At 46.3% G+C, this 26,022-nt stretch carries 23 protein-coding genes; 11 read left to right on the top strand and 12 right to left on the bottom strand.

The features are described from left to right. Positions 1-18: 18 nt before the first annotated feature. The gene (gene proC, locus P0M28_RS27555) at positions 19-822 is read right to left on the bottom strand and encodes a pyrroline-5-carboxylate reductase (protein ID WP_302206721.1); all 804 of its coding nucleotides are present in this window, start codon (positions 820-822) and stop codon (positions 19-21) included. Between the two features lie 321 nt (positions 823-1,143). On the opposite strand from proC, the gene P0M28_RS27550 reads away from it, so the two are divergent. The 3 genes from P0M28_RS27550 to P0M28_RS31295 all read left to right on the top strand — a co-directional run bounded on the left by P0M28_RS27550 (position 1,144) and on the right by P0M28_RS31295 (position 3,034). After that, entirely contained in the window at positions 1,144-1,422 is a 279-nt protein-coding gene (locus P0M28_RS27550) for a hypothetical protein (protein WP_302206720.1), read from the top strand. 147 nt (positions 1,423-1,569) lie between these two features. Further along, the gene (locus P0M28_RS27545; RefSeq protein WP_302206719.1) at positions 1,570-2,766 is read left to right on the top strand and encodes an aldo/keto reductase; all 1,197 of its coding nucleotides are present in this window, start codon (positions 1,570-1,572) and stop codon (positions 2,764-2,766) included. Between the two features lie 25 nt (positions 2,767-2,791). Then, positions 2,792-3,034 (top strand): DUF3761 domain-containing protein, encoded by a 243-nt coding sequence (locus tag P0M28_RS31295; RefSeq protein WP_496060939.1) that lies wholly within the window; start codon positions 2,792-2,794, stop codon positions 3,032-3,034. A 153-nt stretch (positions 3,035-3,187) separates the two neighbouring features. Here P0M28_RS31295 and galE read toward each other — a convergent pair whose 3' ends face one another. The 4 genes from galE to P0M28_RS27525 form a co-directional block, all read right to left on the bottom strand. Next, positions 3,188-4,207 (bottom strand): UDP-glucose 4-epimerase GalE, encoded by a 1,020-nt coding sequence (galE, locus tag P0M28_RS27540; RefSeq protein ID WP_302206718.1) that lies wholly within the window; start codon positions 4,205-4,207, stop codon positions 3,188-3,190. A 71-nt stretch (positions 4,208-4,278) separates the two neighbouring features. Next, on the bottom strand, positions 4,279-5,391 hold the full coding sequence (locus P0M28_RS27535; RefSeq protein WP_302206717.1) for a phosphotransferase enzyme family protein: 1,113 nt from the start codon (positions 5,389-5,391) through the stop codon (positions 4,279-4,281). Next, positions 5,388-6,293 carry a nucleotidyltransferase family protein gene (locus tag P0M28_RS27530; RefSeq protein ID WP_302206716.1) on the bottom strand — a complete coding sequence of 302 codons (906 nt, stop codon included), beginning with the start codon at positions 6,291-6,293 and terminating at the stop codon, positions 5,388-5,390. Before P0M28_RS27530 ends, P0M28_RS27535 begins: the two co-directional genes overlap by 4 nt. Positions 6,294-6,313: 20 nt before the next feature. Then, positions 6,314-7,861 (bottom strand): arylsulfatase, encoded by a 1,548-nt coding sequence (locus P0M28_RS27525; protein ID WP_302206715.1) that lies wholly within the window; start codon positions 7,859-7,861, stop codon positions 6,314-6,316. Positions 7,862-8,284: 423 nt separating this feature from the next. Between P0M28_RS27525 and P0M28_RS27520 the strand changes: the two genes are divergently transcribed. Together P0M28_RS27520 and P0M28_RS27515 are read left to right on the top strand one after the other, a co-directional pair. Continuing rightward, the gene (locus tag P0M28_RS27520) at positions 8,285-9,022 is read left to right on the top strand and encodes a DUF6733 family protein (protein WP_302206714.1); all 738 of its coding nucleotides are present in this window, start codon (positions 8,285-8,287) and stop codon (positions 9,020-9,022) included. A gap of 461 nt (positions 9,023-9,483) precedes the next feature. Beyond that, positions 9,484-11,160 (top strand): FAD-dependent oxidoreductase, encoded by a 1,677-nt coding sequence (locus P0M28_RS27515; RefSeq protein ID WP_302206713.1) that lies wholly within the window; start codon positions 9,484-9,486, stop codon positions 11,158-11,160. Here P0M28_RS27515 and P0M28_RS27510 read toward each other — a convergent pair. The 3 genes from P0M28_RS27510 to P0M28_RS27500 are packed head-to-tail and all read right to left on the bottom strand — an operon-like array spanning position 11,147 to position 14,470. Beyond that, entirely contained in the window at positions 11,147-11,890 is a 744-nt protein-coding gene (locus P0M28_RS27510) for a succinate dehydrogenase/fumarate reductase iron-sulfur subunit (protein WP_302206712.1), read from the bottom strand. The two genes, P0M28_RS27515 and P0M28_RS27510, sit on opposite strands and share 14 nt — an antisense overlap. A gap of 6 nt (positions 11,891-11,896) precedes the next feature. After that, a complete protein-coding gene (locus P0M28_RS27505; protein WP_302206711.1) occupies positions 11,897-13,810 on the bottom strand; it encodes a fumarate reductase/succinate dehydrogenase flavoprotein subunit in 1,914 nt (637 codons plus the stop codon). A gap of 6 nt (positions 13,811-13,816) precedes the next feature. Further along, complete coding sequence (locus P0M28_RS27500; RefSeq protein WP_302206710.1) at positions 13,817-14,470, bottom strand: succinate dehydrogenase cytochrome b subunit; 654 nt, start codon at positions 14,468-14,470, stop codon at positions 13,817-13,819. Between the two features lie 574 nt (positions 14,471-15,044). Here P0M28_RS27500 and P0M28_RS27495 point away from each other — a divergent pair. The 5 genes from P0M28_RS27495 (at position 15,045) to P0M28_RS27475 (ending at position 18,443) form a co-directional block, all read left to right on the top strand. Further along, positions 15,045-15,182 (top strand): hypothetical protein, encoded by a 138-nt coding sequence (locus tag P0M28_RS27495; RefSeq protein ID WP_302206709.1) that lies wholly within the window; start codon positions 15,045-15,047, stop codon positions 15,180-15,182. 67 nt (positions 15,183-15,249) lie between these two features. Next, the gene (locus P0M28_RS27490; RefSeq protein ID WP_302206708.1) at positions 15,250-16,332 is read left to right on the top strand and encodes a site-specific integrase; all 1,083 of its coding nucleotides are present in this window, start codon (positions 15,250-15,252) and stop codon (positions 16,330-16,332) included. 750 nt (positions 16,333-17,082) lie between these two features. Continuing rightward, complete coding sequence (locus P0M28_RS27485; protein WP_302210947.1) at positions 17,083-17,283, top strand: bestrophin family protein; 201 nt, start codon at positions 17,083-17,085, stop codon at positions 17,281-17,283. A gap of 52 nt (positions 17,284-17,335) precedes the next feature. Continuing rightward, entirely contained in the window at positions 17,336-17,800 is a 465-nt protein-coding gene (locus tag P0M28_RS27480) for a helix-turn-helix domain-containing protein (protein WP_302206707.1), read from the top strand. Beyond that, on the top strand, positions 17,760-18,443 hold the full coding sequence (locus tag P0M28_RS27475; RefSeq protein ID WP_367281926.1) for an IS630 family transposase: 684 nt from the start codon (positions 17,760-17,762) through the stop codon (positions 18,441-18,443). Before P0M28_RS27480 ends, P0M28_RS27475 begins: the two co-directional genes overlap by 41 nt. A gap of 225 nt (positions 18,444-18,668) precedes the next feature. Here P0M28_RS27475 and P0M28_RS27470 read toward each other — a convergent pair whose 3' ends face one another. After that, positions 18,669-20,198 carry a RagB/SusD family nutrient uptake outer membrane protein gene (locus P0M28_RS27470; protein ID WP_302206706.1) on the bottom strand — a complete coding sequence of 510 codons (1,530 nt, stop codon included), beginning with the start codon at positions 20,196-20,198 and terminating at the stop codon, positions 18,669-18,671. A gap of 37 nt (positions 20,199-20,235) precedes the next feature. Beyond that, complete coding sequence (locus tag P0M28_RS27465; RefSeq protein ID WP_302206705.1) at positions 20,236-23,244, bottom strand: SusC/RagA family TonB-linked outer membrane protein; 3,009 nt, start codon at positions 23,242-23,244, stop codon at positions 20,236-20,238. Between the two features lie 358 nt (positions 23,245-23,602). Between P0M28_RS27465 and P0M28_RS27460 the strand changes: the two genes are divergently transcribed. Then, a complete protein-coding gene (locus tag P0M28_RS27460; RefSeq protein WP_302206704.1) occupies positions 23,603-24,376 on the top strand; it encodes an IclR family transcriptional regulator in 774 nt (257 codons plus the stop codon). A gap of 18 nt (positions 24,377-24,394) precedes the next feature. On the opposite strand, the gene P0M28_RS27455 is transcribed toward P0M28_RS27460, so the two are convergent. After that, the gene (locus tag P0M28_RS27455; protein WP_302206703.1) at positions 24,395-25,141 is read right to left on the bottom strand and encodes an SDR family NAD(P)-dependent oxidoreductase; all 747 of its coding nucleotides are present in this window, start codon (positions 25,139-25,141) and stop codon (positions 24,395-24,397) included. Positions 25,142-25,185: 44 nt separating this feature from the next. Next, the gene (locus P0M28_RS27450) at positions 25,186-26,019 is read right to left on the bottom strand and encodes an SMP-30/gluconolactonase/LRE family protein (RefSeq protein WP_302206702.1); all 834 of its coding nucleotides are present in this window, start codon (positions 26,017-26,019) and stop codon (positions 25,186-25,188) included. Between the last annotated feature and the right edge of the window lie 3 nt (positions 26,020-26,022).

The raw sequence follows: 26,022 nt of genomic DNA, 5'->3' as shown, positions 1-26,022 counted from the left end.
AGTCATTACTCATTAAAATCAATCCGTAATATTCCCGATCCGGCGATGGGAAGTCATGATGCCTTTGATGACCGCCGAGCTAAGTCCGTTGTGCTCCATTTCGTTGAGTCCGGCAATGGTGCAGCCCTGGGGAGTGGTTACTTTGTCAATTTCGGTTTCAGGATGCTGCTCGTTTTGTAGAATGAGGGAAGCGGCTCCTCGGCACACCTGCACGGCAATCTTTTGAGCTTCTTCGGCATGAAACCCCATCTGGATACCTCCCTGAGCCGCCGCCCGAATGTAGCGCAGGCAAAAGGCAATACCACTGGCTCCCAGCACAGTAGCCGCCGCCATCATTTCTTCGTCAATGACCAGCGTGGCACCCATCACATCAAAGATAGCCTGTACCTGCTTTAGCAAATCATCCGATGTATTCTGCGCCGCTAAACAAGTCATCGATTCCCGGATGGCAATAGCGGTGTTGGGCATCGCCCGAATAATGGGAAAATCCTCCAGTGTTAGCCGAGCAATATCGCTAATGCTCACTCCGGTAATGGTTGATACCAATACGTGCTGTTTGGGATCTAGCACATCGCGAATTTCAATGAGTAAGTACTCCAGTTGCTTAGGCTGGACACAGAGTAAAATCAGCTCAGATTCTTTCACTGCTTCCCGGTTATCACTGGTAGTTTGTATACCTAGCTTTTGCAGGTCTTCTACTCCGTGCATTCGGCGTTTGGTTACCAAAATATGATTAGCTTCGTACTGCTCGGTGCTGGCCAAACCGATAGCAATGGCTTTTCCTAAGTTTCCTCCTCCGAGTATAGCGATTCTACCCTTCATAGTTGTAATGATTAATGATAAATGACTAATTGTAATGACATTCTATCATAGGGACACTTTCCCCGGATAAGCAAAAGCGAATTCCGGTCGGCACCCCGACGGGGTCTACTCCATGAGATGCCGGAATTCGTCGGGTGCCGAGCACAGAGCCTTATCCGGCAAGAGTATTCTATATTTGCCCTCAAGTTGATATGTCAGTACAACGAATGACGAATGCAAAGTAATCATTCATTAGTCATTATTCATCCATCATTACCAAGTATAGTATCTTTCGTGCATAATAAACAGTGATGGCATCAACGAATCGATACATTATTCGTAATGCTAGGTAAAGACTACGTTATGCAACTCCTTCATAATCATTTTCGCACTCGTAAGCCAACGTACCAACCTGCTGTTAGCCGTTTAGCAACAGCTACCATTGCCATTAGCGTTGGCGCTATGGCTGTGGGCGCACTCGCCATTGGTACAGTGGCTATTGGCTCACTTGCCTTGGTAAAAGGTCGGATCAAATCGCTGAAGATTGATGATCTCTCGGTAGAGCGACTACGCGTGAAGAAGCTCATTGTGGATGAGAGCTTGCCCCAAAAAGAATTTTGATAGTGAGCGTGGACTACTATTTATCAATTACGTAACCGCCCGATAGAGGTAAACAAGATACCCTCTGAATCGGGATTTTACAGCAGTTGTTAGCAACTCCGCTAGTTTTCTTTAAGATTTTGTATATTGAGGTAAACTAACAACCTGATGAAAAAGTCGGACTCCCCCACCCCATCATTATCCCGTCGTAACTTCCTAACCGTTGCCTCGGCTGCCTCCGCCGGACTATCGAGCCTTGGCTTACAAGCAGCGCAAGCTAAATCAGATCAGCCTAAAAAAACCGAAGTCGTGCAGGAATGGCGCAACCGTCAATCGGACATGGCGTACCGTCAACTGGGACGAACGGGCATGATGATCTCGGAAGTAGTTTGCGGGGGCGATCCGGTTCGGTTTGGCAATACGCGCCCCGTGGAGCTAGCAATGGACAAAGGACTGAACTATCTGGATATGGCACCCGCTTACGGTAATGGCGAATGTGAAGAAGCCTACAGTCAAGTGATTGACAGTTCATCTAAGCGAGAAAAAGTATTTATTACCACGAAGGTAAGTGGTTTTGCCGCCGTACGCGATCAGCTCTACCGGGATATTTATAATGAACTACCTACGGGCAAGCAGGAAGCAATTATGAAGCGGGCTCAAGAAATTCGCCAAGACCGGGCGGTTGATAAGCCGGGGTACTTTCTTAAATACTGGTCAGGGCAGGCCGAGTCAATGGACAGTGCTTTTCTGGCCAATGCAATGATAAAAGACTACGCCCATCGGGTAGAGGGCAGTCAGGCGTACCGCGATAAAATCATGTCTTCCATTGAAGGAAGTTTGAAGCGAACGGGCTTTGGTTACTTCGACATTCTGATGTGCCCCCACGGTGCCGACTGCCCCGAAGAAGTGCAGATACCGGAAATCTACGAAACCTTTGCCCTACTCAAGAAAGAAGGAAAAGCTCGCTTTTTAGGAGTCTCCACCCACAACGATCCGGCCGGAGTGCTTCGGGCAGCCGCTGCAACGGGTGAATACGATACAGCGATGTGCGCTTATAACATCATCAACGGTGGCTACCTAGAAGATGCTATTCGTCAGGCGCACGAAAGCGGCATGGGAATTATCGCTATGAAGGCGGCAATGGCAGTAGCTACGCACCATAAAGCAATTCAACCGATTCCTTCCTGGCGCATCGACAAAGTAGAACGCATTGTACCCGGTGATATGAAAGCCCCAATGAAAGCTTATGTCTGGGCCTTGCAAAATCCTCATATCTCCGCCGTCATCTCCAACCTCTGGGACGAACAGTACGTCAACGAAAACCTCTCTGTAGCCGGTAAGAGGGTGGAATTACAACCAGGCTAAATTAATGAATAATGATTAGTGAGTGATGATTAATTCTTACTTTTATCGCAAACTATTCATCAAAAATCTTATGCCTAACCTTAAAAAATTGTTTTTCCTGTCAGTAATTGTCTTGAGTGTCTTCATGAGCTGCGAACAAGAGACAGATATCAACTGCCCCCCAAATAATAGACGTGGTGCAATCTGTAATGATGGAACTCGCAGTAACGCAACAGGTTCCGGGGCTTGCTCAAGCCACGGTGGAGTAGATACATGGCTATGTCGATAAATATATAAATACATTTAAGCGTTGAATAAAATTCTCTTAACATATCTTTGCCAGATGAGGCTCTGCAAATTCCGGCATCTCCCACCTAAAATGAAGGAGATCCCAGAATAAATCTGGGGAAATGTCCAACTGATAATTGATGACCACTTAATATCATTGAGATATGCGTTTTTGCCATTTCCAGGCGGAGGTGAGCATTTCTTCTAGGTTGCGGGTGGCTTTCCAGCCAAGTTCGGTGTTGGCGTAGTGGGTATCGGCGTATACTTGTTCTACATCGCCGGGACGACGATCTGCTAGCTCATAATTAAGCGATAGATCATTTACTTTTTCAAAAGTTTTGACCACCTCTAAAACGCTATGCCCCTCTCCGGTGCCAATATTGAAAAACTCAAAGTTCTCCTTTTGCTTATCATTCATTAATCGGCGTAATGCTATTTCGTGAGCTTCGGCTAAATCAACCACATGGATGTAGTCGCGAACGGCAGTACCATCCGGCGTATCATAATCCTGACCAAAAACTTTTAGCTGAGGCCGTAATCCAGCCGCTGTCTGCGTGATGAAGGGCACTAAGTTGTTAGGTACTCCCGTCGGTAGTTCGCCAATCAACGCCGATTCGTGGGCACCTACCGGATTAAAGTAGCGGAGTGCAATGACTTGCAAGGAAGGGTACGCCCGACAAGCATCCTGTAAAATTTGCTCACCTACTTGTTTGGTATTTCCGTAAGGTGACTCGGCTGGCTTCATGGGTGACTGCTCAGTTACTGGTAACTTATCCGGTTGACCATAGACCGTGCAGGAAGAAGAGAACACAAAGTCCGTTATGCCTCGCTGATTCATTTGTTCTAGTAGATGAATGAGCGAAAGTAAGTTATTTTTGTAGTACAGTAGAGGCTTCGCGACTGATTCACCTACGGCTTTACTGGCGGCAAAATGAATAATAGAATCAATGCCCGGTTCTTTATCAAACATTTGTTCAACCGCGCTTTCGTCGCATAAATTTAGTTGGTAAAATGGAGGTCGTTGCCCGCTGATCTGCTCAACCCGATCGAGCACACTTGCCTGAGAATTACTCAGATCATCTACGATGACTACCTCAAAATTTTGTTGTAGCAGAGTTACTACCGTGTGAGAACCGATGTACCCCAATCCACCGGTTACTAAGACTTTTGCCATTGTTATAACTTTCTCGCAAAGATGTTAAAATTTTCAGTAGAATAAAGGGGAACTGACAATTCGTTTTCCAGCTAATTACCTAACTTAAAAAAAACTTCAGTTAAAATTTGCTGAGTCTGACTTGCCGATTTTTCTAGCTGAGCCACAAGTTCAAATTGTGCTTTTGCTCGTTGAAGATTGTGCCCCGAATGATTGGTTTTATAATATACATCCCCTTGCAGATAGTCGGTGAGCATCCGTAATCCCATGATAAAAGTCATGTAGTTGGGAGCATAATGCAACGATTTCTTTTCGAGTTCAGTAAGTTGCTGTCCAGATTCCTCCAAAAAACCTTGAGCAAATACACGATAATAATCGAGGTTTACCGAAATTTTACTTAAGTCGGCTTCATCTTCTTCAGCAGTGTTGGCAATTGTTCGTATAGCATCGCCGAAATCATAACCAATTACCCCCGGCATCACCGTATCCAGATCAATCACGCCAACCGCTCGTTGACTTCCCTGATCCAACAACACATTATTGAATTTAGTATCATTGTGGGTAACCCGCCGGGGAAATTCAGGATTGCTCACCACTGCTTGCCAGTCGAGCATTTCCTGTTTTCGGGCTAAAGCAAACGCAATCTCAGGCGTAGCCTGCTTCACCCGATGCACCAAATCGGCTTCAACAGCTTTATCAAAGTTACTGAACCGATAGTCCATTGCGTGAAACTTAGGAATTGTTTCTTGCAATGTATCGCCGGGCATATCGCTCAGCAGTTGTTGAAAGTAGCCGAAGGCATATCCAGCCTGAAAAGCCTGCTCCGTTGATGTTACCAGGTCGTAAGTAATGCTATTGGGAATAAAGGTAATTATTCGCCAGTAGTTGCCTGACTGATCAAGATGAAACAAGCCACCCTCTAACGTGGAGATAATTCGCAAAGTGGTGAAACGAGTATCGTCCCGTTTTTTTAATGCTCTTTGCACCTGGCGAGTAACTTGGTCTATGTTTATCATCAATCCCGCTACATCCTTAAACACTTGATGATTAATGCGCTGCAATAAGTACCTCTCACCCGAGAGGTGGGTGAGTAAAAACGTATCGTTGATATGACCGGAACCGAAGGGACGGGCAGAAATTGAAGAAAAATCAGAAAAGTATGCCGCTAAAATATTACCTAACGGAAGATCGAGTTGGTTCTTCACTTTGCCCAGAGGTTAGGAGGATAAACTCCTTCAGCCACCAAATTCTGGAGGGTTTGCCGAGCTACCTGCTTATCGTCCGGATACGTAACCCCAAACCAACTATCGGGAGTAGGCACCACTTTAACCTCGGCAATCTTACTATTGATAATTTCGTTTACGACCGAAGGTAAATAAAACTCTTGCTTTGGGTGCTGAGAGTTTTCCTTTAGGAAATCTACGAAGCAGCGTTCAAATACGGAAAAAACATCGGGCGTGAAGCCCATCAGGTTCATGGAAGCTGTTTCCTTTCCACTCAAGGGGACTTCTTCCCCTTTATCCGATCGGAAAATAATCTGTCCATCGTCCCGGCGTTCAATGTGTGTTCGTTCGGTAATGCTCTGAAGGGAATCGCCCTGCACCGCGCAGATACCCCGAGAAACATAGCCGTAATCAGACAAGGTGTTTTCTAGTTTGTAGCCCAATAGGCAGTGGCTATTTTCGGGAGGATTTTTCAAAAATTCAGCCATTCGCTGTAGCGATTCCCTACCGTAAAAATCATCGGCGTTGATCACCGCAAACGGCTCATCAATTTGATCGGCGGCTGTCCAGACAGCGTGTCCGGTTCCCCAAGGTTTCTCTCGCTCCGGCGAAACAGTGTGGCCAGCGGGCAAATGATCTAATTCCTGAAAGACGTATTTCACTTCAATATCCGACGGAAATCGCTTCAGAAAGGCCTCCTTAAATTGCTGCTCCATGGAAGAGCGAATGACGAATACTACTTTAGTGAAACCTGCCCGCATGGCATCGTATACTGAGTAATCGATGATAGACTCCCCCGAAGGTCCAAACTGATCCATTTGTTTAAGGCTACCGTAGCGACTGCCTAACCCAGCGGCAAGTATTAGCAACGAAATATCATTCATATTGTCTTTTGTTTTTTTAGTTATAATCCAGCTTCTAACGTAGGTATTTTAAAATTCTCTAGCGTAGGTTCAGTATGCGCTTGGTTAATAATTGATTGCGCTTTCTGCACAACATCCGGATGGCTGTCGGCCACATTATTGGTTTCCGCTAAATCTTCGGATAAATTATAAAGTTCTAAGGTTGGCTCCTCACTATTCAATTCACGCTGAATAAACTTCCATTCATCCATCCGCACAGCAACCTGACCGCCGTACTGCGGAAACTCCCAGTATAGAAAGTCGTGCTTCGGCTGATTATCTTGACTCAATAGTACGGGGAGAAAGCTAACGCCGTCGGTAGCTGGCAGTTCATCTACTCCCGCTACCTCCGCCAAGGTGGGTAATACATCATAAAAAGCCGAAAGATGATCGGTAGTGCTACCTGCTGCTATTCGCTCAGGCCAACTGGCAATCATCGGAACCCGGATTCCTCCTTCGTAGACGGAACCTTTGCCCCTGCCCTTTTCACTAGAAAACGGCCCACCACTATCAAACCAGGGCGAATCTGTTCCTCCATTGAAAGATGGCCCGTTATCTGAGGTGAAGATAATCAGTGTATTTTCGTATTCCCCCAACTCTTTCAGCAGACTGACTAGCTGCCCCACCTGTTCGTCTAGGTAAGAGACCATAGCCGCGTAAGCCGCCCGAGGATAGCGATGGGGAAAATAACTTCGTTCGGATAGATAAGGCTGTTCATCGCCAAATTTCTCTACGTAATAATCAACCCACCGCTGCGGAGCCTGAAGCGGTACATGCGGAATGGGAGTAGCCCAGTACATAAAGAAAGGTTCAGCCCGCTGCTTGTTCACAAACTGCATCAGCTTTTCGAACATTAGGTCGGGAGTGTAGTCAGTTAGCGTAAAGTCCGCGTAGCTCGCTAAGTTGTAAGGGTCAGCCCCCTCGGGCATTCGGGCACGGGGGGGTACGGTATCGTTTCTTAAATACACCCGTCGTTCATTTTCGTAGAGGTGCACCGGATAGTACGTATGGGCTTGCCGTTGGCAGTTGTAACCGTAGAAGTAATCAAACCCCATGGTGGTAGGTATAGATTTGGTGTGCGGTGCACCCAACCCCCACTTACCAATCATTCCGGTGGCGTACCCAGCTTGTTTTAGCAGTTTAGGTAAGGTGGGAGTATCGGCGGGTAAAGGCCGTTGACCTTCCAATGTAGAGTCTTCCAGCATCGCTACAAAATCCCACACTTCGCCCCGTTCCCTCCATTCACCATTTCCCCGAATATAGGCATTCCCCGTATGTTTTCCGGTAAGCAGTACGCAACGAGAAGGAGCGCATACCGGTGAACCGGAGTAGTGCTGCGTAAATTTCATTCCTTGAGCAGCTAAGGCATCAATATTGGGAGTTTCAATCTTCTGTTGACCGTAAGCACCTACATCTCCGTACCCTAAATCGTCAGCCAAAATATAGATGATATTGGGAGAATCAACCACGGTCTCAGGGGCGGAGGGTGCTGATTTACAGCCAAAAAAAAGCCCTACACTCCCGACAACAAGTAGTACTCTTACATTCATAAAGCGCGATTTGCTGGCTAAATCTAGCAGAAAGAATTGGTTTAATAAAGCATGGAACCGTTATCAGCCCCAAATACCTGCTTTTAGCTGAATTCGCCCTCCTTAGAAGGCAGTACTTTCTGATTCAAACTCCCACTTATGAACGAAAACACAATAAACTATCCAGTTGAAGTTGTTCTTTTAGAGCAAAAAATACCCACCTCTTCAAAAGAATCAATTGATTTTAATCACAAAAATATTACAAAATATTTAATAACGTCTATTAATCAATTGAATAAATTTCAATTGTGATAAAACTCGTAATTTTTTATTGTAATAGTATTGCTATATTTTTTTAAAGTGTTATTATTGTATTACGTCTTCGACAACAATTTCCTTTTTTTATTAATTTATTCATCCCCAAACCCTAAAATCATTATTAAAATGAAAAGAATCTACACATTATTTTTATTGTCGCTTTTTACTTTCAGCGCGTTTGCCCAAGATGAAGAAGATAATTTTGATATGAGCGTATCGCTCAACTCTGACTTATTTTTTGGATTCTACCCATTTTTCGCGGGATCCTACGGTAGTGGATCAGTGGATTTTACGTTTTACGGTATCTTATGGTCAGGCGGAACCGGCGGTGGAACTGGAGAGGAGGCTTGGGGAAACTGGACCGAAGTAGGTGTCGGAGTAGGATTTCCGGTAGGTGATGCTTTGTACGTGAGCCCCCAAATCGGCTTACTCAATGGTAGCCTGACCTCGGGCACAAGCACCCCTGTATTAGCCGAAGGTATTGTACCCAACCTAACCGTAGGTTTAGATACCGACATATTAGAAGGTGAGCTATACGCTGGCTACTACGTGGGATTTGATCATGCTAGCTCTACGAGCAATTTCTTGCACTACTGGTTAAGTGCTGGCTACAAACTAAATTCATTTTTATCCTTTGGTTTGCATCTTGAGCAACTCAACTTCACTGGTGGCAACGATTCAGAAGACGATGCTGGATTTCCTTTTTATGTCTCGCTGGGTCCCTACGTTCAATTTGCCGACCCCAAAGGTGGTGCCTTTGCTCGCTTTATTACTGGAGGTGATCTGCGATCGGATGAACAGGTTGAAGAAAGTGGAAACGATATCTCTTCCTTCTATAAACTGTCGGTAGGCTACAGCTTCTAAACTGGCCAGCATTTACTGATAAAAATTAAAGGGCTGATGCAATGCTACGGGCAATGGGTCAGCCTTTTTTTATACCTTCTTGTGTCTACTGAGCAGTGAAAACCAGCAGCGATGTGTACGGACTGCGCTGTAAAGTCTAAAAGTTTATTCAGGGGGCGAACGAGCAGAGCCCTTAGCTTTAGCACCTTTTAGTAGATGAAGCCAAAACAAACAATTTATGTTCTTCACACTCGGAGGTAGCTCAAAAGTTGGGACAAAAATTAACTGAGCTACTAAATAGTGAGCGAGCCACTCCTTATCTTTGGTTTTCCGTACCGAATGAGTATTTTAACTCGTACTCAGGAGTGCTAAGGGCAACATCAGAGTAAGCCGGAAATTGACCTGGAAGGAGAAGATGAAAATTCCCACTTGTTAAAACATCTGCAAAAGAACTAACGCGAAAATAACCAGTCGTATCAAAAATGAACAATACACAACCTAAGATTCTGCGTTTTTCTGCCTTATTGCTATTAACTGCTCTTTTCTATTGTGGATCAATAAACCATAAACCTACCGCAAAGAATTATCAGGCCGATATTATTATCTACGGCGGTACTTCCGGAGGCATCGCTGCCGCCATTCAAGCCTCCCGGATGGATAAATCGGTGGTACTGATTGAACCTTCCCGCCGCCTGGGTGGACTAACTACCGGCGGACTAGGACAGACCGATATTGGTAACAAACAGGCCATCGGGGGTATCTCCCGGGAGTTTTACCAAAATATTAGAGCCTATTACAACGATACTGAAAACTGGAAGTGGCAGGAAAGAACGGAGTACCTGGATGGTGGGCAAACCCGCACTAAGGAGGGCGAAGATGCCATGTGGACCTTCGAGCCTTCGGCTGCTCTTCAGGTTTATCAGCAGATGCTAACCGATGCCGGTATTGAAGTGGTGATGAATGAGCGATTAGACCGAGAAAGTGGTGTTACCAAGCGGGGCGAACAGATTGTACAGATCACAACCGAAAGTGGTACCACGTACGCAGGAAAAATGTTTATTGATGCTACCTACGAAGGCGACTTGATGGCTGCTGCTGGGGTAGACTACTTTGTTGGGCGCGAAGCAAACGAGCGTTACGGCGAAACTTACAATGGAGTGCAATTGCTAGACGGTCACCAGTTTCCAGACGGTGTTGACCCGTATGTAGTTCCGGGTGATTCGAGTAGCGGCTTAGTTTGGGGCATTAGCCCGGCTAGTTTAGATGAAAAAGGTACTGGCGATACGCTGGTACAAGCCTACAACTTTCGTATTTGTCTAACCAATGTGGATGAAAACAAAGTAGCCATTACTCGCCCAAATAACTACGACTCTTTGCGCTACGAGCTACTAGCCCGATTATTTGGAGCTCAGCCTAACATGCGAGCAATTAACCAGTACTTTATCTGGAGTCGAATGCCCAACGCTAAAACGGACATCAATAACCGGGGCGGTTTCTCTACCGATATGATTAACTGGAGCCACCGCTATCCTGAAGCCAGTTATGAGGAGCGGGTTGAGATTATTGAGGCCCACCAAGATTACACGCAAGGATTACTATACTTTTACACCAGCGACCCGCGCGTACCCACTGAATTACAAGAAGAAGTACAGCGATGGGGTTACCCAAAAGATGAGTATACTGACGATAGCAACTGGTCGCCTCAACTTTACGTGCGCGAAGCCCGACGGTTAATCGGTGAGCATGTGATGACTCAGGCTCATTGCCAAGGAAAAGAAACGGTAGATGATCCGGTTGGTATGGCGGCTTACACCATGGATTCTCATAACTGCCAACGCATAGTAGTAAATGGGCAAGTGAAAAATGAGGGTAATGTTGAGGTAGGTGGATTCCCCCCCTACCCCATCGCGTATCGGTCTATTTTGCCCAAGCAGGAGCAGGCAAATAATCTGCTGGTACCAGTCTGTTTATCGGCCAGCCACATTGCTTTCGGTTCTATTCGGATGGAACCAGTTTTTATGGTACTGGGACAATCGGCAGCCACGGCAGCAGCTATGGCAATTGATAGCAGTCAGGGTCTTCATCAACTACAGTACAGTCAATTACGCGAACGATTGTTAGCCGATAAGCAGGTATTAGAGAACATTAACCAAAAATAGAAGCCCGAATAACCCGATTGTTCATCTCGGCAATATTGGTAATAGAAATTCCCTCGGGACACTCTACTTCACAAGCTCCAGTGAAGGTGCAGTGCCCAAAGCCTTCTTCTTGCATCTGCTCAGTCATGGCTAACACGCGCTGATGCTGCTCGGGCTTGCCCTGAGGCAGCGAATTTAAGTGATTGATCTTAGCTGCGGTAAACAAAGCTGCTGAGGAGTTTTTACAGGTCGCCACACAGGCTCCACAACCAATACACGCCGCCGCATCCATTGCTTTATCAGCAATTTCTTTTCCAATAGGTACCGCATTGGCTTCGGGTGCGGTTCCGGTCTTAGCACTAATATATCCGCCCTGCTCAATAATCCGATCAAGGGCTGAGCGATCTACAACCAAATCTTTCACCACCGGAAAGCTATCGGCCCGCCAGGGTTCTACTACAATCGTGTCGCCGTCGTTGAAACTACGCATATGCAGTTGGCAGGTGGTCATATTGGCATGGGGACCATGGGCACGTCCGTTGATGAATACTCCACACTGACCGCAGATACCCTCCCGGCAATCGTACTCGTAGGCAATCACTTTTTCATTTTTGATCACTAGCGTTTCGTTTAGATGATCGAGCGCCTCTAAAAACGACATATCGTCGGTAAGCCCCTCCACTTCGTAGTCGGTCAATTTCCCCGGATCGTTGGTTCCCTCTTGCCGCCATATTCGGAATGTAACTGTCATAATCGTCTATTTATAGCTTCGTACCGTAGGTTCAATAAATTCAAATTTTAACGCTTCCTCATGATGCTTAAAGTTTTCAGCCCCGTATTCCCAGGCCGAAACGTAGGAGTACACATCGTCAACGCGAATAGCCTCGCCGTCCGGGGTTTGAAACTCTTCCCGAAAGTGGGCCCCGCAGGACTCTTCCCGATTCAACGCATCGGTACACATGAGTAGTCCTAGTTCAATAAAATCAGCTAACCGTAGGGCTTTCTCTAGTTCGGTATTCATCTCCTTGTCGTGTCCGGTAACTTTTACATCGCTCCAGAAATTAGTGCGGATCTGCGTAATTTGCTCAATAGCGCACTGTAACCCTGCCTCGTTACGGCTCATCGCACACTCCTGCCACATAATCTTTCCCAACTCCCGATGAAAGTGATCAACGGTTTTAGTACCGTTCACTGCCAATAGGCGATCAATATTTTCCTGCACTTCTTGTTCTACTCGGGCAAACTCCGGGTGCTCGGTTGTTTCCTGCTCTTCCTTCAGTGCTCCGGCTAAATAATTATTAATGGTGTTGGGCAGAATGAAGTAGCCATCTACGCTGGCCTGCAAGAGCGAGTTTGCTCCCAAGCGGTTCGCTCCGTGATCCGAAAAGTTGCATTCGCCAATAGCGTACAATCCCGGAATGGTAGTCATCAGTTCGTAGTCTACCCACAAGCCACCCATAGAAAAGTGCGCTGCTGGAGATATTTGCATAGGTTCTTGGTACGCATCAATCCCGGTAATCTTTTTATACATCGTAAACAAATTACCGTAGCGATCCCGAATTGTATCTAGACCAAACTGCCGAATGGCGTGTTTGAAGTCCAAGTATACTGCATTTTTCAGCCTCCCCACACCGTGCCCCGCGTCAATGCGCTCCTTAGCAGCTCGAGAAGCAATATCTCGGGGAGCCAGATTGCCAAAGCTAGGGTAACGACGTTCCAGATAGTAATCCCGCTCTTCTTCCGGAATATCGTTCGCTTTCCGGGTGTCTTCTTTGTTCTGAGGCACCCAAATACGACCATCGTTCCGCAGCGATTCCGACATGAGGGTGAGTTTTGATTGGGCTTCACTGGACTGAGGCAAAGCCGTAGGATGAATTTGCGTAAAGCTGGGAGATGCGAAGTAGGCTCCTTGCTTATGAGCTTTCCAGATGGCACTTCCGTTGCAGCCAATGGCCAACGTAGATAGCCGAAATACCCGGGAGTATCCACCCGTGGCTAACACTACTGCATCAGCAGCAAATCGCTTAAGCTCGCCACTAGTCAAATCACGCGCGATAATGCCTTTGGCTTGGCCGTTGATCACTACCAAGTCAAGCATCTCGTGGCGGGTGAGCATTTCAACTTTTTTGGCCCGAATCATTTTATACAGCTGAGCGTAGGCTGCCAGCAGCAGTTGCTGCCCGGTTTGTCCGCGGGCGTAGAACGTTCGCTGTACCTGAACGCCCCCGAAGCTTCGGTTCACCAGCACCCCACCGTATTCCCGGGCGAAGGGCACTCCCTGCTGAGTAAAATGGTCGATTAATGGAGCCGATAGTTCCGCTAGCCGATAAACGTTTGCTTCCCGCGATCGGAAATCTCCCCCTTTGAGCGTATCGTAAAACATACGCCATACACTGTCGCCGTCGTGCTGATAGTTTTTAGCCGCATTGACTCCCCCCTGCGCGGCCACCGAATGCGCCCGACGAGCGGAATCCTGGTAGCAGAAACATTGTATCTCGTAGCCCAGCTCCGCCAGAGTAGCGGCTGCTCCCGCTCCCGCTAACCCTGAACCCACCACAATAATCTTCAGCTTCTTTTTGTTGGCTGGATTAATCAGACTACTCTTTGCTTGGTAGTTGCGCCACTTGTCTTCTAATCTTCCTTCCGGAACTTTTGCATTCAACCTCGTCATAGCTGTTTATTTGAAGTATACGATTAACGGAATGACCCCAAACCCAATGGATATGATCGCCGCGTAGACTAACGAAACCTTACTCAGCACCCGCAATCCCTTACGGTGGTAGAAACCGAGTGTCTTGAAAGCACTTTTCAGTCCGTGATGCAGATGTAACCCCAATGGAACCATCAATACAGTGTAAAACAGCACGTAATAAATATTTTGAAATAGGCTGTAGGTCACTTCGTACACATCTACGTTACCGTCAACATCAGTACCCACGCTTTCTCCCAGGCCCAGCTTGATTCGTGCCCAGAAGTTCGCCAGATGAATAACGATAAACAGCAGAATAAAAATACCAATAAGCCCCATATTCTGGGATGTCCACGTACTATTTTCCTGACTATGATTTACTGCGTACTTATCTGGCTTGGCCTGCCGGTTTTTAACAGTGACAATTACTGCATACACCACATGTAAAATGATAGACGCATACAAAGCGTAAGCGACAATCTTGATTAGCGGACTCTCCCGAAGGGTAGTTGAGTAGGCATTATATGCACTACGCGCAATATCTTCCGGTAGTAGCAAGATACAATTGGCTGATAGGTGTACTACCAGAAACAGACACAAAAATAATCCGGTGGCTGCAATAATTCCTTTTCGTAAGAACATAGTACCTAAGTTGAAACAGCAGTAGGTGCAAAGTTAAGTAGTGTCGCTATTATGATATTCTTCTCGGTTGAAAATCGTTACCAGCCTCTAAAGAATCAACACTTGTGATCGATAAAAATTCACCAAGTTTATGAATAAGCAACACGCAATAATAAAGCGGACTACCTTGCGAATAAATGACGAATGTTAGTATTTTAACTGGTAATTCTTAGTTTTCCTGAAATACTTGGTTACGCTTGGATGTACGCCCAAGGTGTAAAGAGATTTTAATCTAAAAAGAAAAAGCACCCACAGTATGCTGTAGGTGCTTAATTATAAAAATTCTATTGAACAGTGAACCCTGCTGGGCTCGAACCAGCGACCACCTGATTATGAGTGAGCAGACATATGACCTTTAATAAAATATAATTTTTCATAAATATCTAATAATCAGTTTTTTATGTAGCAACATGTAGTTATTAGAGTTCATTACATATCATTAGAAACCAAAAAAAGTGTTCAAAAAGTGTTCAAAACTTGCTTGCTACTGTAAAATAATCCGTCTACTTTAGATGCCAAACTACACAGAGCAACTATGGCTAAACTGACCCTCATGCCCGACCCTCGCTACACTGATCCCGACAAATCCCCCTTGGTCATTCGGGTATCCCACCGCCGAAAACCCAAGTATCTTAAAAACTGGATTTATTACCGGAACGAAACACTGGGATAATAAGCGAAAACAAATCAAAAGCTCTTTTCCTAATGCAGCACGTGCTAATGCGAAAGTACAAAAAAAGATGTCGCTGGCCCAAGATATTCTTTCCGATCATCACGCTGTTCTTAAGCAGCTAACCGTAGACGATCTTGTGGCATTGATCAAACAGCGGTTTGAGAAAGAAGATCAGAAAGCTCTCCCGGTTATTCCAACGCTGATTACTCAAGAAAGAAAAACTACCCTCTGGGATTATGGACATAAAGTTATCGCTCGTTACACAAAAGCGAAGCGTTTTGGAATGGCGGGTGCTTTTGAAGATGCCCTGAAAGCATTTGTAAAATTTCATGGCCATAAACAACTCCTTCTTTCCGACATTGATGAAACATTTCTGGAAGATCTCGAAGCTGATTACTTAGGAAAGGGGCTCAAGCTTAATGGAATGAGCAGTTATATGCGATCTATCCGCCGCATTTACAATTTAGCGATTCGCGATAAAGATACGGAACTAACCCCAGCACACTATCCTTTTGGCAAAAGTGGGTACTCGATCCGTACGGAAAAAGCCAAGAAACGCGCTGTCAAGCTAGATGTTATTCAAACAATCCGAGAATTAGACTACTCACCAAGCTCGTCCCTATGGCACCATCGTAACTATTTTCTATTTATGTTCAATATGCGAGGGATGAACTTCATTGATTTAGCCTTCCTACCTACTTCAGCTATTGAAGAGGGACGTTTGCGGTACAAACGGCGAAAAACCAAACGCGGAGCTAGTGTAAAAGAGTTCAATATCAAAATTTCTAAAGAAGCCCAGCAAATCCTAGATGCTTACGCTGACTCTGAAAATGACAAGGGACTTGCTTTTCCGATTATGCGGGATGTAATTGATACCGCCGACGAGGAGTATATCTATAAACTGTATCAGAATCGGCTCCGTAATCACAACCGCCGCTTAATCACTATCGGAAAATCCATTGGTGTAGAAGAAAACCTGACGACCTACGTGGCTCGCCATACCTTCGCCACGGCTGGATTACGTAAGGGAATATCCAAAGCGCAGATTGGGGATATGCTCGGCCATACCAACTACTATACCACCGAAGCCTACTTTGATGATTTTGAGCAGGAGGTACTCGATGATGCGGCGGATCAAATTTTAAGCTAGTTACTAGGTGTTCTGTTAGCCGGGTGCCGAACGCTAACCATTAAACTTCTCAACCAATTCAAAGCCGACAATATCAAAGCGCAGATGAAGCTATTTTAAGACGATTTCCTTCACCTCTCAAAAGCTCTTAGGCTTATCAAGTTTTTATAAGAATGCCCTGTTCCGTCAATCGAGCAATGTACTGTGGTTAACTGTCAAAGTTGCTCTACGGGAAACCGCTGCTACCCTTCTTTTCTCGGGTCTACAACAGTATCCCACTTCTAAGAAAATTTTTGAAGTATCGCTAGCCAGATAGCATGCTGGATACTCAGGTGGAAAACTCTTAACTAAGATTTCGGTAAGAAAGTACTATATGCGCAAGATAGTCCAAGAAATTACTCTCGCTACTAAGTTTCTTTACAGCAAAACATTACAAAAATGTATAGCTATGGTGCCTATCGTAAGAAACATTATTTCATCCCGGAACACTCAAAACGGTGTCAACCATACCAATCTATTTAGGTAAGCCATAGAGCAGTTCTACGAGTCGAGTAGGAACAGCTCCATTTTCAAGAAGGAGGAGTTGTTATAATTGACGCTTCCCTTCGCTGATTCTATTGTTAACCACATACTTCCAATCAGCTTTATCTACCTACCCTATAAACTTTCGTATCTTCTATGTATATCAAAAGGAATTTAAGTCTGGATCTACTCTTACGCTATTCCTGGCCTATATTGACCTTTGCCCTGCTCTGATCCTCCGCAGTCCTAATAGCTTACCAATCTTTGGAATGGACATTTCTGCGCTTTCGATTTGAACCTCTTACGGTTATTGGCATTGCTGTTTCGTTTCTGATTGGTTTCAAAAATAATCAAAGCTACGACCGCTTTTGGGAAGGACGTAAAATCTGGGGAGCTATTGTCAACTACAGTCGTACTTGGGCTAATCAAGTACTCCATCTAGTGCTTTGACAATTTAAATTCTTGACAAAAGGTACTATTTTTCCCAAAAGCATTTACAGCTATGGGAAGAACAAGTAAGCCGCTGCAACTGAGCACTACCGATCGGGAAGATTTAAAGGTCTACCTAAGCGTAGGCAAAAGGTCAGCCCGTGCCCTGAGAGGAGCAATGACCTTGAAATACTTAGATGAAGGACTGCCTATCGGGCGCATTGAACACCTGCTAGATATCAGTCGCCCTACCATCAGTCAGATTAGAAGGCGTTACCTGCGGGAAGGACTAGAAACAGCCCTTTGTGAAAAGCCTCGCCCCGGTCAGCCTTCCAAGATAGGTGAATCAGAAGAGGCCCATATAACTACGCTGGCCTGTAGCAATCCGCCGGAAGGGCGCAAACAATGGACTATTAGACTTCTACGAGATAAAGTAGTAGAGTTGGGGTATGTAGAGACGATCTCACGTGAATCGGTACGTAAGATTTTAAAAAAGTCTGCTCAAACCTTGGCTCAAGAAGCAATGGTGTATCGCTAAGGTTACTGGTGAATATATCGCTAGAATGGAAGACATCCTTGATTTGTATCAAGCCCCGATCGTGCCGGGTGTAGCTCGGCTTTGTTTTGACGAGCGTCCGTGCCAGTTATTAGGACACAGCATCAGTCCATTGCCAGTGAAACCTGGACAGGTGGAAAAACAAGATCATAGATATATCCGTCAGGGCACTTGTGTGCTGCTGCTAGCTTATGATATAGATCAAGGCCTTCGCTATCTACAAGTCAGAAAGCAAAGAACTAAACGAGACTATGCTGAATGCATCTACTGGCTTACTACCACTCACTATGCTCATGTGGATAAGATCAAATTAGTACAGGACAACTTAAATACTCATCAGTATGGTGCCTTCTACGAACGATATACCCCAGCCATTGCCCATGCTATGAAAAACAAGATAGAGTTTCACTTTACCCCTAAGCACGCTAGCTGGCTCAATAGCGCTGAGATAGAGTTCTCGGCTATTGCCCGACAAGCGATCAGTCAGAGAGTTGAATCAATACAGAAAATGAAGCACATCACTCATGCATGGCAGGAAGATAGAAACCAAAGGCGCACTAAGATTTCCTGGAGTTTTACCACCCTACAGGCCAGAACTAAAATGAAACAACAGTATCGTATCTGAATTTGTTAAATAACTAAATGGTCAAAACACTAGTGATAAAATAGTCAAACACGCTTTCCGGGATTGGTGAAACACTTTCTGCTTTTGGTTGTGCTTTACCGTAATACATAGCAACGAGGAAAACAGTAGAATAGACTACATGCTGAAGTGTAGCGATTTTCATAATGAGGGAAATGCGGGTTAATTCCATACCATTGTATTAGTCAAAATCTTGGATGCAGTGACTTAATATCCCAGATTCTGGTCATCAGCACTTATTTCCGAATTATTCTGAATTTCCTCGAAGGGAAGCGGGAACCGTAGGCGTACTGGGTTAAAGGTCAATTCTGGAAAAGCGGTTTCAATTGCCTGAGCGGTTGTGTTGGTACGGAGCAGGTCGTACCACCGCTTGGCTTCTCCAAAGAACTCATAACTTCTTTCCACCAATACTGAATCCCGAAAGCTACCTGCATAAGAACCCGCTGGTGGGTAGTCGATCGGGGACGCTTGTGCTGGGTCGTAGCCGTAAGCCCGACGGCGAACCTGGTTGAGGCTTTCTACTGCCTCGGCGATTTCTACTCCGCCGTTTTCCATTGCAGTAGCTTCGGCGTGAACGAGTAGCATATCGGGCAGTCGTAGCACTGGTATGTCGTTTCCAGCTTCTGTAATATTAGGAGCCGCATTGTCTTGCCACTTCCGAATATGAGCATGCTTTACCCCACGAGCGTCGAAACCGACTGAATCAACAGTACCGTCAGGCAACACGATCGTAAAGTACGTAGAGAACTCTTTGCGGAAATCGTCATCGCTCCAATTGACAACAATCGGATTGGTGTAATTGGCATTATGTCCATTCCAGCCCGCGTTGCCCACCGTGTACAGTCCGCCGTTAAAGCCATTGGCAAACTGCGCCTCCCAGTTTCCGATGCCATTAATAACATTGGAGTACTTAAAAGAAAAAATTTCTTCAGAATGGCGCACCACATCAGCCCCATAGATTTGCAGAAAATCATCGGGTTGGTTAACCATAACTAACGAAAACATGTCACTGTCAATTACTTCCTTCGCCAGGCGACGGGCTTCGGGCCAGTTTTCGGTTGTTAGATGCACTTCAGCCAGCAGCGCTTTTGCTGCCCATCGGGTAGCCCGGCCCATATTGCTATCATCCCATTCGTCTACACAATTTTGCTCGGCAAACTGTAAATCAGGAACGATAAGTTGGTCGTACACCTCGCTCTCGGGAGTACGGGCTACCCCTTCACTAGCTTCATCGGGAGTGGTGGTGGTGCCAGTACGAATGGGAACTGGGCCGTAAAGTCGAACCAAGTAGTAGTAACTAAGTGCCCGAACAAACCGCGCTTCCCCTAATAGAGCCGCTTTTTCCTCTTCCTGGCTGGGTAGCACCGCCATATTTTCTACTTGAGCCAGTACCGTATTGCAGATATTAATACTTTCGTAGCACCGTCGCCAAACGTTGTTGCTACGGCCAATATTAACCGAGTTGAGCGGTTGGTCAAAGTCTGAATTAGAGGCCCATGACCCTTTAGCCTGAATGAGGTCAGATTGGTTCTCTACTAAAGTAACAAGCGATCGATGCCCCCAACCTTTTTTTAGCTTATCGTAAGCACTGATCATGACGATAGAAGCCCCGTTGAGATCAGAGAATAGTACGTCAGGAGATAGCAATGCTTTTGGTTCTTCTTCTAGGAAATCTTCGCAGGAGGTGCTAAAGTTGACCACTAGTGCTAGCAGTACGACAAAATATCTTGATTTCATTGCAGTATTATTTTTATAAGTATTGTTAAAGGGTAATTTAGAATCCTATCCGAAAGCCACCAATGAAGCGGGTGCTATTGGGATAGGCTCCCAAATCTACTCCCTGGGCAATTCTCTGCTGTACGTTACCTCCAGGATTCTCGACCGTACTTACTTCGGGATCGAACCAAGGGTAGTTGGTAAAGGTCAGCAAGTTATCGGCGCTTACGTAAACCGAAGCGGAACGCAACCATTTAATAGGACCGGTAGGAATGTTGTAGGTCAACCGAATATTCTTCAGGCGTACGTAAGAGCCGTCCAACACAAAACGTTCGGTACCTACATCTACTAGATTACGGGTAAGCTCGTCCATGCGCGGCCATTCGGCATTCGGGTTCGGGTTCGGGTTTTCTGGAGTCCATCGGTTTTCATACATCTCCTGAGGCCGGTGACCTCGAAAAAATGGTTCGCGAGAAAGTTGAGCTACCGTACCGCTAATGATCTCGTTACCGCTCACCCCCTGAAACAAGAGCGAGAGCTCAAACCCCTTGTAGCGCAAGTTGGTCGTCAGACCGTAGTAGAAATCCGGATTCGGGGTTCCCTGAATAGTCCGGTCATCAAGGTTGATCACCCCGTCATTGTTAATGTCTTTAACCACGACCCGCCCCTCTTCATCTAATTGGTCTTCTTCTTCAAAAGCTAAGATAGAAGGAAATGGTAAGCCCTCCCGAACAACGTGCATTTGCCCCAACGGCTTAGCCAGTTCTGGGCCGAAGATATCCGAACCACCCGCCAGCTCCAGCACCTCATTGCGGTTGTAGGTTATGTTGGCATTCACGTCCCACTGAAAATCCCCGTCGAAGATCAGCGCGTAGGCATCAAACTCCCACCCACGATTCTGAATCTTACCAATGTTACTAATTACGGAGCTAAAGCCGGTGGACTGTGCCACCGGTACAAAGGCTAGTAAGTCGTCGGTGTTCTTTACGTAAAATTCAGTGGTAAATGTCAATCGTTGGTTCAAGAACCCAACATCGAGTCCAATATTGGTTGAGGTAGTTGTTTCCCATCGCAGTTCGCGGTTGGGCAAATTGGCCGGATTTGCCCCAATCACCGGTTGGTTGCCCATCGCTGTGGTTATGGTTTCTAGCTGAACAATTGATTGATAAGAAGCAAAGCTTTGGTTTCCCACTTGCCCCCATCCGGCCCGTAGCTTCAGGTTAGAAAATAGGCCAGCTTGCTGGATAAATTCTTCCTCCGAAACTTTCCACGCCGCCGCTGCTGAGGGGAAAATCCCCCACCGATTACCCGTTCCGAACCGGGAAGAGCCATCGGCCCGCATACTCGCGGTGAGCAAGTAGCGGTCGTTGAAGCTGTAGTTAACACGCCCCATGTAGGAGGCAATCTGGTACTCGGTATTGGTTTGGGTAGCCGGGTTCTGCGATTGGGCAATATTAATGTAGTTATAGCTGAGTTCATCGGTAAAGAATCCGGTAGCCGAATTATTGACCGACTCGCGCATCGATTGAGTCCACTCAAACACCCCGGTAGCTGTCAAGTTGTGCAGTCCGAAGTCCTGGTTCCAGGTCAGAATATTTTGGTTGGTATAGAACTGGCCGTTTCTTCGGGTGATAAAAGATCTTCCTGCCGGGTTATTAGGGAACCTGGAAGTCTGGTATGTAGAGAAGTTGTCAAACGAAACATCGGCTCCGAACACTAAGCGGTACGAGAGAGACGGAAATATCTCATAGTTCAATGCTACGTTTCCAATAATACGTGTGGTAATATTGTCTACATCCCGCTCCAGTAACTGAGGTAAGGGGTTAACCATTGAACTGGGGTAATTGGGAAGTGCAGTGGTAAAATCAGTGTAGTTGCCCTCCTCATCGTAGGGTGGAGTAAACGGCCATGCCGCAACTGATAATAATATACCACTTTCCTCCCCACCCTCAAAAATATTATTGCGGTTGGTACGAGAGAGATTGATATTCGTACTAAGCGTCAGTCGTTGGCTCACATCCGAATCGATACTCAGTTTGAGGTTACTTCGGTTAAACCCGGTATTGAGCATCACCCCTTCCTGATCGAAGTAGTTCCCCGACACGCTGTAGCGAGTGGTTTGGTTACCGCCGCTAATGCTTAACGTATAGTTTTGGATAGTCCCCGAACGTGTGGTCAGGTCAATCCAATCATATTCCGGCAACTGCTGGATTTCGCTTTCGGTAAAGAAAGGGGGAAGGTCGTCGTTGAGCGCTGCAGCATTAAGCAGTTCGGCGGACTGACGGGTGGTCATCAAGTCAAGGTCTAAGTTTTGCTCAGCCACACCCCAGTAGCTTTCAAAGTTAATGTTGGTCTGCCCGGCACGGCCTTTTTTGGTGGTCACCAAGATCACTCCGCCCGCTCCCCTAGCACCGTAGACGGCTTGTGCCGAAGCATCCTTAAGTACTTCAATGGACTCAATATCGGCAGGGTTAATACCTGAAATATCCCCGGCCAGTGGTACTCCGTCTACTACATACAGCGGATTATTGCCGGCGGCAATTGAGTTGGTTCCCCGAATGCGGATATTCAGCCCGCCCCCTGGTTGGGATGAGCGGCTGGATACAAATACTCCAGCGGATTGTCCCCGTAATCCTTCCGCTGCATTAGGCAGTACCTGGTTATTGATTTGTTCGGGGTCAACCGAACTTACTGCTCCGGTCAAGTCGCTTTTTTTCGCAACTCCGTATCCGACCACAACCACTTCAGATAGCGATTGAATATCGGGAGCCATAGTCAAATCAATGATACTCCGACCGTTAATCGGTACTTCTTCCTGCGTATACCCTACGGAGGAAAATACTAAAACCCCATCGGTTGGTGCTTCTAAACTGTAGTTTCCTTCCACATCGGTAACAGTTCCCACGGAAGTTCCTTGCAGTACCACATTCACTCCCGGTAGGCCTTCCCCCTCATCTAGGGTAGTCACTTTTCCTCGAATGGATGATTGAGCGAAAGTTAAGTGGGTTAGTCCCACCAGCCAGAACGAAAGGAGCACAAGACTGCGAACGTTCGTAATAGTTCTCATAAAGTATGCTGTTTAGTTGTGAATAGTAAATTGATAGTGTTGATGTAGGTATTCTGTTTTATTATAAATCTCGATTTGATCAAATAGTAGGTACGGATCATGGTACCGTTTTTCAAATGTCACAAGTTGGTTTGCCAAGTGTAGGCTATTTTTAAATTTGTCGTAATGTAAAACTACATTTTATTATTTAATTATCAAGGTGAGCAGGAAAATTTCTGACTAATCTGCGATACGCTACTCATTCAGCATAATTATCGCCCTCATCCGGTTCAAACTAATAAGAGTGACCATGACTAATAGCCTAGAAGAATAAAATTCACTATATTGTAAAACATTATTTAACATAGATAGGAATACCATGATTCAAGTAGTACACCGGGCGATTGACATTCTGGAGTTTATCCGTAAATCCCCCCAGCAAGCTGCGGGGTTAGCCGAGATTGCCGATAGCCTGAACCTCAATCGGGCTACTTGTTCCAATATTCTGAGAACCCTGACCGATCGTAATATGCTGGAGCAGAACGATAACCGGGAATACTGCTACGGCCCACTGATCTATCGACTTACTGATGGCTCTTTTTACGATACTGACCTGGTAGAGGCGGCGAAGGATGTAATGGAGGAGCTATCGGATCAGCTTAATGAAAACACCATTCTAGCGGTCATTCATAAGCACAAGCGGGTAACTATCTACGAGGTAGAGAGCGATCACGAGTTACACGTCAAGAACCGCATTACCAAGGAGGCGTACGAAACCGCTACCGGACGGCTACTGCTAGCCTTTCTTCCCGAAAAAGAGCTAAAGTCATTCCTTCGGAAGAAAGGATTGCCTACCGAAGATAGCTGGCCGGAGGCGTGTCACTCCGACACTCTCTACCGTATATTAGAAGAAATCCGGGTCGAGAAAATGACTATTCAGGAATCTTTACAACACGTTGTTGGCTTTGCGGCTCCGGTATTTAACGGCGAGCTGGTGGTAGCTAGCCTAGGGGTGTTTTTACCCGCCGCCCGGCTATCGGAGGCTCATCGACGGAAAATAGTTTCACTGCTCGGAAGAGCAGCCACGGTCATCAGCCAGAACCTCACCGAAGGGATTAATCAGCCCTTGCTCGAGGCAGTTGAAAGCACTTAACAGAACGGATACCTTCAACTACAGAGCCAATCCCCCATCCACTAAATAGGTAGCTCCGGTAATGTAACGGGCATCGTCCGTGGCTAAAAAGGCTGCTAACTTAGCTACATCGTGCGGTTGCCCAATAAATCGAGCTGGAATTTTAGCGAGTACTTTTTGTTCGTAGGCTGGGTCGGATAGTACCTTCTTATTCATGTCAGTGCGAATAGCCCCGGGGGCAATATTATTAACCGTGATACCGTACTGAGAGAATTCGTGCGCCAGTTCCCGGGTCATCATCCGTAGGCCTGCCTTAGTCATACTGTAAATGCTACAAAATCCAGTCGGGATTTCTTCGTGCACCGAAGAAATGTTAATCACCCGTCCCCACTGTTGCCCCACCATGCTTTTTAGGGCCCGCTGCGCTAGAAAAAAAGCGGCCTTCAAATTTACCCGCATCATAGTATCATAGTCTTCTTCGGTAAAATCAAGGGAGGATTTGCGAGCCTCAACGGCGGCATTGTTCACCAAAATATTGACCTCACCCCAGGTTGCTGTTATCTTCTCGAAAGACGTTTTGACGAACGAGGTGTCGCTGATATCACCCGGTAAGGCCAATGCCTGCCCACCTTTAGCGATTATGGTGGCAACCGCCCCATCGGTTCGGTCAGCCGACAAATCGTTGATAACCACTTTGGCTCCCTGATTTGCCATTTCTTGGGCTATCGCTAACCCTATTCCCCGACTAGCGCCGGTCACAAAAGCAATTTTTCCACTGAGTTTCATAGTCACTTAGGTAGTTGTACGAATAAGTAAGATTAATTATTGACTCAAGACCGACGAAAAGGCGGCAACCCCTCAGCGGCATGGTTTACACTAAATAATAGTCCTTGGTCAGCATCCGTCACCAGAAGGCCGTGCTGCCCGCTGGTATCAAAAGCGCAACTGGTAGGCCGGGCGTAGGGCAAGCGAATTGTTTCAATGATTGTACCCTCGGGGCTAATTACTTCAATTTTGCTCTGATCGAACACGGTGACGTAAACATTACCCTGGCAGTCGAGGCACATACCATCTGGGCCAATGGGGCCGCCTACATCTACCCAAGGGACTTCGTGCTCAATGACGCACGCATTTGGGTTCCAGGTCGCTTTCCACACCCGGTGTTTATAAGTTTCTGAAAAGTACAGCGTGGTACCTAATGCGTCAAGGGCAATCCCGTTGGGAAAGTATTTTTTAGTACTCACTTTTTTTACCTCCCCAGCGAGAGTTTGTACCACCACGTAGCCATCGGGCGTAGTGCGGGCTTCGGCGTGGCAGGTTACTAGTAAGTTCCCCAGTTTATCAAAGCACAGATCATTAGGCCGATGAATGGTTTCCCCCTCGTTGGTCTTATCAAATAGGGGCTTCGCCTCACCCGTTTCTGCATTGGCCCAGCGAACAACATTTTCAGCCGAATCGGTTATGTAAAAGTCTCCTTGGGCATCTTCAATCATCCCGTTCGCTGTAGTGCCTACGGATAGCCGCCTCACAGCATTGGCATCTAAACAGGTAATGGCTCCGGCAAATAGTTCAGTACACCAAATGCGTCCTCGCTGGTCAATCAGCGGGGCTTCCGGAAAGTTGAGTCCGTCCATCAGTGTTTTTATTGTGTAAGGTGAATTCATAGA

This window comes from Tunicatimonas pelagia, assembly GCF_030506325.1.
GTDB classification, from domain to species: domain Bacteria; phylum Bacteroidota; class Bacteroidia; order Cytophagales; family Cyclobacteriaceae; genus Tunicatimonas; species Tunicatimonas pelagia.
Note: the sequence above shows the minus strand (reverse complement) of the source record. Positions and strands in the feature narration are given on the sequence as shown.